Source organism: Nostoc sp. (genome assembly GCF_041747015.1).
Taxonomy (GTDB): Bacteria; Cyanobacteriota; Cyanobacteriia; order Cyanobacteriales; family Nostocaceae; genus Nostoc.
In genome coordinates this window covers 1-14195 of the sequence record NZ_JBGTFY010000197.1, presented here as the reverse complement: position 1 = coordinate 14195, position 14195 = coordinate 1, and the positions used below count along the sequence as shown (strand labels likewise).

Genomic DNA, 14195 nt, shown 5'->3' with positions numbered 1-14195 from the left:
CTATGGTACGGCAATTGCTCAAAATTCTCAATATGGCGCTGCTTACAATGGCCGGGGATTAGCCTACTTTGATTTGGGAGACAAGGAAAAAGCGATCGCAGATTACAATCAAGCACTTAGCATCAACTCTAACGACGCTGAAGCCTACAATAACCTGGGGAACGCCCGTGCCTCACTAGGAGGCAACAGAGAGGCAGTTAAAGATTATAGTGAAGCGATTCGCCTTAATCCTAATTATGCCGAAGCCTACAATAATCGAGGCAATGCCCACGCCTCACTAGGAGAAAAAAGAAGGGCACTAGATGATTTTGACCAAGCTGTTCTTCTCAACCCAAAATATGCGATCGCCTATAATAATCGGGGAAATGCTCGTGCTGCCAATGGAGATCCACAGGGTGCGATCGAAGATTATAATGAAGCCATTCGTCTCAATCCTAACTTTGCCCCTGCCTACAATAATCGGGGAAATGCCCGCGCCACTAACAGAGACAAAGAGGGAGCGCTTAAAGACTTACAACAAGCAGCAAGCATTTTTCAAAGTCAGGGTAATAATGAATTATACCAACAAGTGATGAATAACATCAAAGAACTTGGACAGTAGGTAAGCAGGGAAGTCAGGGATGAAGGGGATAAGAGAGATGAAATGAGTGAGGGAGAAATAATCAATGCCCAATACCTAATGCCCAATGCCCTACTCTTCAATCAATGGGCTGCGGAGGTCTTCAACCAACGCTTGAATTTCTGCTGGAGGAGGTGGCGTTAGGCGCGAAACCACTAGGGTGAGAGCGAAGTTTATTAGCATCCCCAAAGTACCAATTCCTTCGGGAGAAACCCCAAAAAACCAGGGTTGCATACCGCCAAACTTAACGCCGACAATGTAGATTATCGTAAAAGTTAAACCCGTTAACATACCGGCGATCGCACCTTCAGAATTGGTGCGTTTGTCGAAAATCCCTAAAAAAATCACCGGGAAGAAACTAGCAGCAGCTAAACCGAAGGCAAAAGCTACCACTTCACTCACAAATCCCGGCGGATTCACCCCAAAATATCCGGCGAGGACGAGGGAAAAACCTACCATGATCCGCCCGACAAACACCCGTTTTTCTTCTGAGGCTGTGGAATCTATTATGCGGTAGTAGATATCATGGGCGATGGAACTGGAAATTACCAGCAACAAGCCAGATGCCGTAGACAATGCAGCTGCCAAACCGCCAGCCGCTACTAAGCCAATCACCCACGGAGGGAGGTTAGCTACCTCTGGGGTGGAAAGCACAATGATATCTCGGTCAATCTTTATTTCATTAGTGTCTTTGTTCGGGGTTAACTGGAAACGCCCATCATTATTTATGTCATCAAAAGCCAACAGTTTAGTTTTTTCCCACTTGGTCGCCCAGTCTAGCTGCTGCACTTCTGCAACCGTATGATTGTGCAGAGAATCGATCAGGTTGTAGCGGGCAAACATGGAGAGGGCTGGAGCCGTTGTATAAAGAATGGCAATAAATAGGAGTGCCCAACCAGCAGAATAGCGAGCTGCACGCACACTTTTTACTGTGTAAAATCGGACAATAATATGGGGTAAGCCAGCAGTGCCTACCATCAAAGCAATAGTAGTGAACAGTACATCTAGCATCGACTTGTTTACAAATGGCTCAGTATACGGCTTAAACCCCAGGTCAACTTGGATTTTATTGAGTTTGTCAGCAATATCACTGAAGGTAAATGCTAGCTGAGGAACAGGATTACCAGTAAGAAACCAGGCGATCGCGATCGCTGGAATCAAGTAAGCAAAAATCAACACACAGTACTGTGCTACTTGTGTCCAGGTAATGCCTTTCATCCCCCCTAACACAGAGAAAAAGCCCACGATCACCATGCCAATGATCACACCTGTATTGATATCTACTTGTAGGAAGCGGCTAAAAACAATACCCACGCCCCGCATTTGTCCAGCAACGTAGGTGAGGGAAACGAAAATGGCTGCAACGACTGCCACCAAACGGGCAATGTTAGAGTAGTAGCGATCGCCTACGAAATCTGGCACTGTATACTTTCCAAATTTCCGTAGGTAGGGAGCCAGTAATAATGCCAGTAATACATAGCCACCCGTCCACCCTATTAAATAAATAGAACCATCGTAGCCTAAAAAAGAAATCAGCCCCGCCATTGAAATAAACGAGGCTGCTGACATCCAGTCGGCGGCGGTAGCTGCGCCATTAGCAATCGAGGGTATCCCCTGACCTGCAATAAAGAAGTCTTTACTATTTTCGACTCGTGATTGCCAACCTATATAAATGTAGACAAAGAAAGAAAGTCCAACTAATACAATAGTCCAAATTTCAACTGACACAATTTTTCCTCACTTTCTGAGATTGTATTTACGATCTAACTTGTCCATTTGGAAGGCATAAATGAAAATCAACGCCACAAATACCAGGATTGATCCTTGTTGCGCCATCCAAAAGCCAAAGGGTACGCCAAAAAACCGTATCGCATTCAAAGGTTGAACCAACAAAATACTGAAAACTAGAGAAACTAATGCCCAGACAATTAAAAGATTACGAATTAAAGCAGTATTAGCACGCCAATAAGAACGGCGCTGATCTTCATCCATTGTTGTTCATCATCATTACGTTAGTGCATCAAAATAATACCAATAACCCGTTATTATCGCGTCTAATTAGTTTATTAATTTTTAAATTATTTAGTAAACAATATTTAATCTGATTGTATTAAATACAACTAAGCAATGACTAGCTGAAAATTACCATCTGGTCAGTTATAAACAAATGTTGGTTGATGAAACTGCAATATTCAATCAGTCATTAGTATTTTAATAACTTTTTCAGTCGGGGGCGACAACTTTGCTAACGTTATGATGGTTTATCGACCAACGATAATCAACAGTCACAGAGGAAAACTCGCAAATTTCTTCTAATTGCTTTTGTTGCGCGGCAGCTTTTCGGAGAGTAATAATTAGCTGATTCACTTGATGCCGTAAGTCTGTCTGGATGGACTGTTTTGAGTCAGAGAAACATGAAACTATAAATGCTGTTAGACACAAATAAAACTCATCTATCTATAGCAATCCGATTTGATTTCTGAAATTATTTGCGTAAACTGGGAGTGGGGAGTAGGGAAGAAGTCTCTTTGAGTTGTACTGAGTTTGTTCAAAAATCAAATATGAGTCCTATATCTGAGTATTATTCACAAGTAAAATTTTGTATAGAAAAGGCTCAAGCATTGCTGCCTGAGCCTTTTACACATTCAGTTAAGTTACTTTAGTCTACTTGGTTTAGTAGCGGTTACGGTTGTAGCCACCGCCGCCACCGCCGCCACCACGGCTTCCACCACCAAAGGAACCACCTCTGTCTTCTCTGGGTTTAGCCTTATTCACTTTAAGGTCACGACCCAACCACTCAGCACCATCAAGGGCTTCAATGGCTTTTGTTTCTTCATCTTCTGTACCCATTTCCACGAAAGCAAAGCCGCGTAAACGACCTGTTTCACGGTCAGTAGGTAGCTGAACACGCTTTACAGAACCATATTCCGCAAAAACAGCACTCAGCGCGTCTTGTGTAACTTCATAGGAGAGGTTACCTACGTAAATTGACATTGAATGTCTCCAAAATCATAAGTTTGTAGAGATTTAGATTTCGGAGAGAAGTCTGTAATACCAATAGGAAGAAGCCTGTCAATACTAAACACAAACACTGTCGCCGAATTAATTCTCATTTCACTCCCCATTATGGCATAGGAATAAACTTTCTAGGGGAAAGTTTAAAAACTGTTATAAAAAGTTATGTTAGCAGTTGATAGCTTAGTGCTGGGTAGTACTAATATAGGTAAGGCTATAGCCACCCATTGAAGAAGAAGTCAGAATCAGTCGGGGATTCAGACCCGCCACTGATAGCGCAGCGTTAGGGAGTCCGCGAGCGTCTTGAAGACCACCAAATTGAAAATTTGGTGGTCTTCAACCCAGTTATTCATCCGCCACTCGTACAGAATTCATTCTGAATTCTGACTCCTGAATTCTGTTTGATAAATTAACTCTCCATTCTTTTTTCTAAATATTGGCCAATCATCAACTGCTCACCTGCACGGGAGATAATGGTCTGTCTGGTGCGGTATTTGCTGCCAATTAGCTTTAACTCTTCCTCAAACAATGAACCGTTGTACTCAGTTCGCAAACACAGTGTTTTTGGGTTAGAGAAATAGTACTGGGCGGTGACTGGTTTGGATATGGCAAAACCGCGATCGCGACACAAAGTGTTGCCCATAGCCCCAAATAATGTTGAACCTTGAGACTCCTTCCTTGCCTTCAGCACATCCGTACTTTCCCATGTGACTGCTGCACCACAGAAAAAACTATCGGCATCAGGCAAATCGTGCATTTGAGCTAGCTTTTGCAATTCATCACAGCCTTGCTCTAGAAAATTGATCATAACTATACTCTCCATCTCCTTGGTTTCTCCCGCGGGTAGGGTGTAGTAGCGTCGTTGCGATCGCCACTTACCGGCTGATTCCTGGAAAAACTCCGAAATCTGGGATTCACTAGCAGTTTGTACAATTTTTAGCAATGATGTCACGTTTTACCTTCCTCACCTAATGCAAATATTTTTCTGGCAAAATTTAATTGTTGTTACTACAGTACTTATCGCCCTGTTTCTGGCCATATTACGCAAGGGAGTAAGAAAAAATAGTGTTTTCTAATATATTTTAGACATAAAAAGCAATAAATCTTTAATATTTTTAACAAATTAAACAAAATCCGATACAGATTGGAGGCGGAGCATCTCCGGCTTCGCAGATTAAAGTATCAAATATCCCCTGAATTAAGTGATTTCTTTCTTCGTTAGCTTTACTTGTGGCGTAGGCCCAGCCCGCCGTAGGCATCGCTTTTTTAATTGCTGTCGCTGGTAGGGTAATACAAAGTGCGACCCGTTCGCCTTTTGTGAAAAACGTCGGGATAATATATCTGTTAAGTATTGCTCACTAACTCACTGCGATAAAAAACCAACAACCAGCAAAGGCAAGAGTATTAGTAGAGATACAATCAAAACGACGGTTGCCGGATCAATTTTAATTTGGTTCTTCTGGCGATCGCGCATTTGGCATCCTTTCAAGCAATAAGTACATTAACTCAGCCTAAAGGATATTTATTCCTTTTTCTCAGCCAAATCGAGTTTAGAAGTGTAAACTTTTTACGTATTTTTGATTTTAATTATTTCTTCCAGGGCAGTTTAGTACCCATTTCAGTCAATGCTGAGAAAATGAGATAGAGAATAATTAGCCCAATACCCGCAAAAAAAGCTAGTAAATCATTATCCATAAGTGCTATTAGCTAAAACTTTGCTAATCATAACGGAATCACGTCAGCAGTTAATCTTTAGCGTTTCTCTGAACCTGCAATTTCTCATTTTCTAGATGCAAACTATACCAGCCATACCAGTGACGAACTGCTAGCCAGATAACTGAAAGAAAACCCGCTAGGCTGAGGGTGAGGCCGCTAAACGGTACTAATAATCCAAAAACAGGTAGCACTGCTCCAGCAATAGTGCAAACGATCGCAGCCAGAGAAGCACTACGGCTAGCTCCTAATCCCCATGTCAATATCAGTAAGATGATAGAAATTAAAGTCCAAGCCAATTGGGCATTCATCAAGCGAGCCAGATAGGTCAAAGTCAACAGACAAGCAAAGAAAATACTACCAGCGATCGCTACATTTTTGAAACTCATAGGCAGCGACAAATATAACAACAATATCCACCACAGGAATATTGCTGGTGCTAGTAACAAAAGACGAGGAATTACGCCAGTGTGACGAATCGGCTCGGTGTTGGTAAAGACTCCAAATGGATTTTTGACTGAAACATTGTCGTCAAATTTCCAAGTAAATTGAGTGCTGCGTCCGTCAACTTTAATTTCATTAGGTACAACACCACTAGCAAAATCAGCCGGAGCAAAGTTAGCAATTGCTGTGAGGCGGAAGTTAGAAAGCAACTGTCCCTCTGCACTATAAACCCAGCGAGATCCTCCTTGAGCCTGATAGGTGACTTTAAAGGTGGTTTCTTCCCCTGATTGCAGCTTGAAGGGAAAATTATAATTCCCCGCGTTGGTTGGTTGTAGCCTAATACCGTCACGCTCTACTTTGTAGCTAGAAAGCACTGTGTAACCGTTGGGCGGCGGTGCTTCAAAGAAAAAATTATTAATATCCTTGAGTTGATTGACTACTTTATAATCAGCAGTATAATTTACCTGATAAATTGAGCTGCGACCTGGAACATCTACGCTTTGGTCAAGCTTGACTTGAATTTGCGAACCAGCCAGCATCAAGAAGCGGTTGCTTTCTCGCATATCATTGACCTTAACTATCTTGCCGTCAACTTGAGTGGTATAGGTGTATGGCTCTTGAACAGAGTAGCGGACTTGTGGGGCAAACTGTTCGAGCTTTTCACCTGCAACACTTTGGGCTACTTGAGCCACCCTTTCTTGTTCCCAATGGTGATAGCGATTGCTTAAAGTTGAACAGAGAAAAAATCCAGGTACTAACAGAATTAATACTAGAGTTAAATGCTGTAATCCCCGCAGCAGTTGGGAATAAGCAACAGCCCATTCACCAATAAATATTAGTTGTTCCGGCTGGCTTCGACGTAAAGAAAAACTTATTAGAGCAATTGCAACTCCCAAAGCTATGACCAAAAATACTAATAATAGTGATGCTGTAAGCGCCTGAGTTCCAAATTGGACAAGCTCAGTCGGATGCGTCAAATCAGGTAATCCGGGAATACCTTGAGTAAAAGATGACATGGGTGGTTGTTTGCAGAATTTGGAGAACCAGATTGTTAACAATTGAAAATTCGTCTGGGAAAGTTCGGAGCGTCGGAAACCTCCGCTGAGACTTTCCGCAAAGTTGAAGAGACTTTCAGATTCTTATTATTAATGATGTCATTAGCTAATTTCGCAGTTCTTTGTAAATATGACCAACTTTAGTTGAAATTTGTTACTTTGACCAAAATCAAAAGGATCTATCGCCAAGCAGGGTTAAAAATAAGAAGTTAAAGCCTAGAAATGGCACAAAATTGAGCGAAATTCCCGTTATAAACAAGACCTTTGGCAAACAAACCATCTGCAAAACCTGACAATTCTTCATCCGTAAACATTCTGTGAGACTATATCTGTAAGACTATAGTTTAGTTGACTGCAATCTGATAAGATTTTCGGAAGTAGAATAACTCCTTGTTCTCTTTTTCTTGAAGCCACTAACTTCAGGTCTTTTTTGGAAAGGATAATAAAAAAATGTTTGATTTATTGTGGAAAACTCTGGTACTAAGTCCAGTAGTTTTGGGAGTGACGGTGTTGGTTTCCGCTAGGGCTATGGCTACTGAAGCAGCAAGCTCTTCTGAATATGCAAAGGCAAAAGCGACTCAGACGGAAGCATCAGAAGCTATTGGCGCTTCATTTTTGATTCCAACAGAGCAACCAACTGCTGATCAATTTCTGGTTGCCCAAGCAAAGACTGATGATAATAATGTCCTAGAACAAGTCAACCTTTACAGCAGTGAAGGCAAAAACCAGAATTCAATGTCTCAGGTAACATCAGTTTCTCAGTTTTCTGATGTACAGCCCACTGACTGGGCATTTCAAGCGTTACAATCTCTGGTTGAGCGCTACGGTTGTATTGCTGGATACCCCAATTCTACTTATCGTGGCAATCGGGCATTGACCCGTTATGAGTTTGCCGCAGGTTTGAATGCTTGTTTAGATCGGGTTAATGAACTGATTGCCACAGCAACTGCTGACTTGGTGACTAAACAGGATTTGACAACCCTTCAGCGTTTGCAAGAAGAATTTTCGGCAGAACTGGCAACTTTGCGTGGTCGAGTCGATGCTGTAGAAGCACGTACTGCTGAATTAGAAGCAAATCAGTTTTCTACTACCACAAAATTAGTCGGTGAAGCTATTTTTGCCGTCAGTGATGTGTTTGGCGGTAATACTGGCGATAACAATAATACTGTCTTCCAAGATAGGGTACGTTTAGACTTGCAAACCAGTTTTACGGGTAAAGACCTTTTACACACCCGTCTTTCAGCCGGGAATACAAGAGCCTTTAGTCAATTAGATAATGCTGGTGCTCCTATTGATACTGCTGAAGGCACACAAGCCTTTGAAATCGGTAGCACTGGTAACAACGGTGTGATTATAGACTGGCTGGCGTATTACGTACCTATAGGCCCAGTCCAAGCTTACTTTGCGGCCACTGGCGGTATTCATAGCGATTATGTTCCCACTAACAATCCTTACTTTGAAGACTTTGATGGCGGTAATGGGGCTTTGTCTACCTTCGCTTCTGAAAGTCCCATCTATCGCATTGGTGGTGGTGCCGGTGCAGCACTGACTTTAGCCTTTGGTAGCGGTGGCAATTTTTTCCTACCAAGTTCACTGACTATAGGCTACTTGGCGTCAAATGCTAATAATCCTGGAGCAAATCAAGGTTTGCTTGAAGGTAACTATGCGGCTCTGGGACAGTTGAACTTTAATATTGGCGATCGCTTTGCTTTAGGTGCTACCTACGTTCACGGGTATCATGGTGCTGGGGGTGGTAATTTATTTGATCTCGGTGGTGGTTTGGGTAGCACTAACCGCGTCGTCGGTACTGGTCAAGCTAACACCCTAAGTGCCCTAAACGCATCTTCTAGTAATTCCTACGGGATATCAGCAGCCTTCAGACCTAGCGACAAACTATCAATTAGTGGCTTTGTCTCTTACCATGATGTCGTCGGCTTTGGTGCTGATGATAATTATGAAGCTTGGAGCTACGGACTTGGCATAGCCTTGCCTGACTTCGGTAAAAAAGGTAACGTTTTAGGTATTTTTGCTGGTGCAGAACCTTATGCCTTTAACCGAGTCGGCTTTGCTGGTAATGATATACCTTATCACTTTGAAGGCTTTTACAAGTATCGCGTCTCAGATAACATTTCAATTACCCCAGGTGTAATTTGGTTGACCTCTCCTGGTCAAAACAGCGCCAACGATGATGCAATTATCGGTACGCTGAGAACCACCTTTACCTTCTAAAGGTTTCCAGCAATTGACTCCTGTTTTGATACTTCCGCCTATACTAAACGGTCTATAATCGGGTGGGATTTTATACCACCTGATTATTCTGGACAGAGCTTTCGGAGTCTTCGCCTTTGGCATAACGCATTTTGAATTGTTGATAATATTCTATTCATCAACAAAAACATTCTATTCATCAACAAAAACATCCGGATCATCAATAAAACTATAATTTTCCTAATAATCGCTTTTTATGAAATTACCAAACGCTCAACGGGTAACTCGAAAATTGTCTTACACCAAGTTTAATTTTTAATTTAAGTCAAGCAACTGTTGACTTTTTACTAGTTGACAAGGTAATATATTCATAATGGAAAAGGTGCGCTCAGATATATCCTTTTCTCCAAAGATATTCGTTAGTAATTTTCGACTCAGCCGCATGATTTAAAGAATTAATTGCAGCCTTTGAGTCTCCCATGTTTAACTGGACATCGGCGATAAACAGCAGATTACGACTTTGGTTGTAGATATCGCCAATTTGGATGTAGAGGTTTTGTGTTTGCTGGAGATATTCTAATGCTTGCTGGGGGTTTTGTTGCAACTTACCGAATTCTTGCAGGATGTTAGCTTCCCCCAAGCGATCGCCGATGTCGCGGTAAAATGACAAAGCGGTTTCGTAGCATTGTAATGCTTCATCTTAGAAAATTTCGCCAGCAGACTAGACTTGCCACAACAGCTTGCTCTAAGCGAGCGATCGTTTCATTAGCAAAATCAACCCGAAATGCTTCAACCTGTCTCGCTGTAATCAGCGGGAATAGTTCTAAATCCTGGTACGCTTTGCGAAACTTTTTTAGCAAAGATTTGTCCATGTTCTAACTTCCTGCCATACTTGGATGATCATAGCTAATTCTGACATTACTGCTGACACCATAACGCACACAAAGAAGCTGCAAAAAAACTATTTAGAAAGAATTGACTAATTTCTCCGCGTCCCCGCAGTTTAAGTAATCGAACGGAATTAATTACACACTGTCATTGCGAGCGAAGCGAAGCAATGACAGTAAATACATCTCCTTATCTCAGTTCATCCCCATGCCCAATGCCCAATGCCCCATGCCCAAACTCTTTATTTCTCAGTACCAGCATTTGATAAGTTAGTACATAATCTGAAACAATAGCATTAAAAGCAGAGAGGGGATTACGTTGAGTCACAATTTAGATACCATAGCCCCCCACGGTGGACAGTTAGTTAACCGTATCGCCACACTAGAACAAAGAGCAGAGTTTCTCTCAAAAGCTGACTTTTTGCCGCGAGTGCAACTTGATGATCGCGCCGTTTCTGATGTAGAAATGATTGCGATCGGTGCTTTTAGTCCATTGACGGGTTTCATGAACCAAGAAGACTGCGATCGCACTGTTACAGAAATGCGACTAGCTAACGGTCTTGTGTGGTCAATTCCAATTACACTGTCGGTAAGCGAAGAAGTAGCTGACCCCTTGCAAGAAGGCGGCTTAGTTCGTCTGGATAACTCCAGAGGTGAGTTTATTGCAGTTTTACAACTCACGCAAAAATATCACTACGACAAAACCCGCGAAGCAATAAACGTTTACCGCACTGATGATGCGAAACATCCAGGTGTACAAGTACTCTATAACCAAGGTAATGTACATCTTGCTGGCGATATTTGGCTACTGCAACGCGAACCTCATCCCCAGTTTCCCACCTACCAAATTGATCCGGCTGCCTCACGAGAGTTGTTTCGAGAAAATGGTTGGAAAACAATTGTTGGTTTCCAAACTCGCAACCCCATTCACCGCGCTCATGAATATATCCAAAAGTGCGCCTTGGAAACAGTAGATGCGCTCTTTTTGCACCCATTAGTCGGAGCTACAAAAGATGATGACATAGCCGCCGACGTGCGGATGCGCTGTTATGAAATTTTGCTAGAACACTATTACCCCCATAACCGGGTGGTTTTGGCAATTAATCCCGCCGCCATGCGTTATGCTGGACCTCGTGAAGCCATATTCCATGCTTTAGTCCGCAAAAACTACGGCTGTACTCACTTTATCGTCGGACGGGATCATGCTGGCGTTGGCGATTATTACGGCACTTATGATGCTCAGTACATCTTTGATGAGTTTGAGCCAGCTGAATTAGGCATTGTGCCAATGAAATTTGAACACGCTTTCTACTGCACGCGCACTAAGCAGATGGCAACATCTAAAACCAGTCCCAGTAAGCCAGAAGAACGCATTCACCTATCGGGGACAAAAGTCCGGGAAATGCTGCGGCGTGGTGAGTTACCCCCACCAGAATTTTCTCGTCCAGAGGTGGCGGCAGAGTTGGCGCGGGCAATGCAAATACAAATACCGGCTTAGGGCATTGGGCATTGGGCATGGGGCATTGGGCATTGGGCATGGGGCATTGGGCATTGGGCATGGGGCACTTGTACTGAGCGTTGCCCTTGGCGCAGCCTTTTGTAGAGAAGTATTGGGCATGGGTATTTTCTCCTGTCCCCACTTGCAACTCTCAACTTATTCAAGCAAACAGTACAGACTGTAACTTTACATTACAGACCTCAACCCTTTAAGCTGCTAGCTGATGGGCTGAGGACTGATAGCTAATTATGAAACGGCGCAGGTTTTTAAACAGAATTGGCTCAATACTTGCGGTATTGGGAGTAACTGAAGCTGAGTGGTTAACCTTGGGAAATCGCTATTACCAAGCTTTAGCACAACCGAGTTCGCGCAAGTTGGCATTGTTGATAGGCATTAATCAGTATCAAAAAAGTCCAGCCCTTAGCGGTTGTCTAACAGACGTAGAACTGCAAAAAGAACTTTTGATTTACCGCTTTGGTTTTCAAGCCTCAGATATCCTAACTTTAACTGAGGAACAAGCTACTAGAGAATTCATTGAAGCGGCTTTTTTGGATCATCTGGGTAAGCAAGCTAAACCTGGTGATGTGGTTGTTTTCCACTTTAGCGGCTACGGTACCCGCGTCAAATTAGAAACATCGTTAGACACAGTGCAGAATGCTCTAGTGCCAGCTAATGAAACCACTACTGCACAATATGAGAAAATAGTCAACTATTTATTAGAAGAAACTCTACTGTTATTATTGCGATCGCTCCCCACACACCGAGTAACAGCAGTATTAGATACTAGCTATTATGCTCCTAGCACAGTCTTAGGATTAAAAATTCGCGCTCTTCAAGAGTCAGTAGAGGCAAAACTAGCAACAGAGGAACTCGACTTTCTCAAACAACTTAAAACTCAGAAGTTACTCAACACCCCTGTTGTCTTAGCAGCTACCTCAGACTCCAAGCAGTCGGCAAGGGAAGGACTATTTTCTGGTTTTAAAGCCGGGTTATTTACCTACGCTTTGACGCAGTATTTGTGGGAATCGACCCCAGCTACAACAATTCAAGTTGCTCTCTCTCATGTAGAAAATTCTTTGTCCAAATTGGGTAGCAAACAGCAGCCAGCATTATTAAGTAGTAATAAAAATCAACATATAGAGAAGCTAAATGTAACATCTTTACCGCTAAATGGTTCTATTAGTGCAGAAGGTGCTGTAACAGTCATTGAAGAAGACAGCAAAACAGTCCACTTGTGGTTAGGAGGACTACCTTCAGAAGTACTAGAATACTACGGAGTTAATTCTCGACTCACCTTAGCAACCGGAGAAGAGTTAATATTGCGATCGCGTAGTGGATTAACAGCAAAAGCGCAAATCTCCAAAGTTGAAAGTGCAAGTTCTCTACAAGTCGGGCAACTCGTCCAAGAATCAGTCAGGGTTTTACCTCGGAATGTTGGTTTAACAATTGCTCTGGATACTGGACTAGAAAGAATTGAGCGGGTAGATGCTACAAGTGGCTTTGCTGCCTTTCCCCGTGTATCCACTGTAATAGCAGGAGAAAAACCAGCTGATTATTTATTTGCCAAGCTACAGCAAACACCTAGTCGCTATGGCCTATTTGCTCTTGATGGTGAACTAATTCCCAATGCTGGCGGTGAAGTTGGAGAAGCGGTAAAAGTAGCAGTCCTACGGTTAGCGCCGAAATTATCCACCCTGCTAGCAGCTAAGTTATGGCGACTCACAGAAAATGAAGGTTCTTCCCGCTTGGCAATCAAGGCAACTTTAGAAATAATTAGTGGCATCTCATCTCAGATGGTGATGCAACGCGAAACAGTCCGAGCTTTCAAAACTGAGACTTCAACGAGCAAATCACTCCCCACTCCCCACTCCCCACTCCCCACTCAGCACTCAGCACTCCCCACTCCTACCGTGCCTATTGGTAGTCGAATGCAGTATCGGGTGCAAAACCAGAGCGATCGCCCGGTATATTTAATGTTGTTAGGATTAAAAAATAATCAAACAGCGGTTGCTTTCTACCCTTGGGAACCCCCCCAAGAACCAAAAACTGCGGACACCAAACCTTTCCTCAAAGAAGTCGTCATTGCTCCAGGTGAAACCCTCACACTACCTCAAACTAATGCTGCTTCTCAATGGGTGATTCCAGGACCAGCCTTCTTTTATGAACAACAACTGATTCTTAGTACTGCTTCCTTGAGCAGAACTCTCGCAGTCTTGAACACTGATAACTATCCCGCAGCCGACCAACGGCTGATTAATCCATTGTCGAATCCCTTAGACATTGCACAAGCTTTGCTACAAGATTTGCATAACGTTAGTGGACGCAAAACAGAAATGAATGGCACATCTGCTGACTCATATATTTTGGATGTGAATAATTGGGCAAGTCTAAGCTTTAGCTTTCAGGTTGTGTAAAAGTGAAACGCAGGGCTATTTCATTCTCATCTAGCCCGCCTCAGAATTCATTCTGAGTCTATCGTCTAAAGACGACTGAGAAAAGGTTATAGTCCAATACGGTTCAGTTAGCGCAAAAAACCTTAAGCCGCGTAGGTTGGGTTGAGGAACGAAACCCAACCTACGATTCTCCTTAACTGAACCGTATTGGGTTATAGTCCGTTTTACAGCACTTCCGTCTGTAATGAGGTACACTTTAAATTAAAGTATAAATATTTTTAAATGAAGTCATACTCTATCGATCTTCGAGAAAAAATAGTTGCAGCACATGTTCAGAAAAACATCTCAATCAGGAAAGTAGCT

Annotated in this window: 11 protein-coding genes and 2 pseudogenes; 4 read left to right on the top strand and 9 right to left on the bottom strand. The window is 42.8% G+C overall.

What is annotated here, in order from left to right; all coding sequences use genetic code 11:
* Positions 1 to 601, top strand: a 601-nt coding sequence (locus ACEW80_RS16680; RefSeq protein ID WP_373527665.1) for a tetratricopeptide repeat protein, incomplete at its 5' end; no start/stop codon positions are given.
* Between the two features lie 90 nt (positions 602 to 691).
* On the opposite strand, the gene ACEW80_RS16675 is transcribed toward ACEW80_RS16680, so the two are convergent.
* The 6 genes and pseudogenes from ACEW80_RS16675 to ACEW80_RS16650 form a co-directional block, all read right to left on the bottom strand.
* Complete coding sequence (locus tag ACEW80_RS16675; protein ID WP_373527664.1) at positions 692 to 2347, bottom strand: sodium:solute symporter family protein; 1656 nt, start codon at positions 2345 to 2347, stop codon at positions 692 to 694.
* Positions 2348 to 2356: 9 nt separating this feature from the next.
* Positions 2357 to 2611 (bottom strand): DUF4212 domain-containing protein, encoded by a 255-nt coding sequence (locus ACEW80_RS16670; protein ID WP_373527663.1) that lies wholly within the window; start codon positions 2609 to 2611, stop codon positions 2357 to 2359.
* Between the two features lie 231 nt (positions 2612 to 2842).
* Positions 2843 to 3001 (bottom strand): annotated as a pseudogene (locus ACEW80_RS16665) (DUF5340 family protein); the annotation flags it as partial.
* 291 nt (positions 3002 to 3292) lie between these two features.
* A complete protein-coding gene (locus ACEW80_RS16660) occupies positions 3293 to 3613 on the bottom strand; it encodes an RNA recognition motif domain-containing protein (protein ID WP_373527662.1) in 321 nt (106 codons plus the stop codon).
* Positions 3614 to 4043: 430 nt separating this feature from the next.
* Complete coding sequence (locus tag ACEW80_RS16655; RefSeq protein WP_373527661.1) at positions 4044 to 4586, bottom strand: phycobiliprotein lyase; 543 nt, start codon at positions 4584 to 4586, stop codon at positions 4044 to 4046.
* A 793-nt stretch (positions 4587 to 5379) separates the two neighbouring features.
* Positions 5380 to 6807, bottom strand: a complete 1428-nt coding sequence (locus ACEW80_RS16650) for a hypothetical protein (protein ID WP_373527660.1) — start codon at positions 6805 to 6807, stop codon at positions 5380 to 5382.
* Positions 6808 to 7296: 489 nt separating this feature from the next.
* Here ACEW80_RS16650 and ACEW80_RS16645 point away from each other — a divergent pair, with 489 nt between their 5' ends.
* Positions 7297 to 9075: an iron uptake porin gene (locus ACEW80_RS16645; protein ID WP_373527659.1), complete on the top strand. Its 1779-nt coding sequence runs from the start codon at positions 7297 to 7299 to the stop codon at positions 9073 to 9075.
* A gap of 367 nt (positions 9076 to 9442) precedes the next feature.
* On the opposite strand, the pseudogene ACEW80_RS16640 reads toward ACEW80_RS16645, so the two are convergent.
* The 3 genes and pseudogenes from ACEW80_RS16640 to ACEW80_RS16630 all read right to left on the bottom strand — a co-directional run.
* Positions 9443 to 9739 (bottom strand): annotated as a pseudogene (locus ACEW80_RS16640) (hypothetical protein); the annotation flags it as partial.
* 10 nt (positions 9740 to 9749) lie between these two features.
* The gene (locus ACEW80_RS16635; RefSeq protein WP_373527658.1) at positions 9750 to 9926 is read right to left on the bottom strand and encodes a hypothetical protein; all 177 of its coding nucleotides are present in this window, start codon (positions 9924 to 9926) and stop codon (positions 9750 to 9752) included.
* Positions 9927 to 10131: 205 nt separating this feature from the next.
* On the bottom strand, positions 10132 to 10269 hold the full coding sequence (locus ACEW80_RS16630) for a hypothetical protein (protein WP_373527657.1): 138 nt from the start codon (positions 10267 to 10269) through the stop codon (positions 10132 to 10134).
* Between ACEW80_RS16630 and sat the strand changes: the two genes are divergently transcribed.
* Positions 10261 to 11439, top strand: a complete 1179-nt coding sequence (gene sat / locus ACEW80_RS16625; protein ID WP_373527656.1) for a sulfate adenylyltransferase — start codon at positions 10261 to 10263, stop codon at positions 11437 to 11439. The two genes, ACEW80_RS16630 and sat, sit on opposite strands and share 9 nt — an antisense overlap.
* 248 nt (positions 11440 to 11687) lie before the next feature.
* Positions 11688 to 13853, top strand: a complete 2166-nt coding sequence (locus tag ACEW80_RS16620; RefSeq protein WP_373527655.1) for a caspase family protein — start codon at positions 11688 to 11690, stop codon at positions 13851 to 13853.
* The last annotated feature ends 342 nt before the right edge of the window (positions 13854 to 14195 follow it).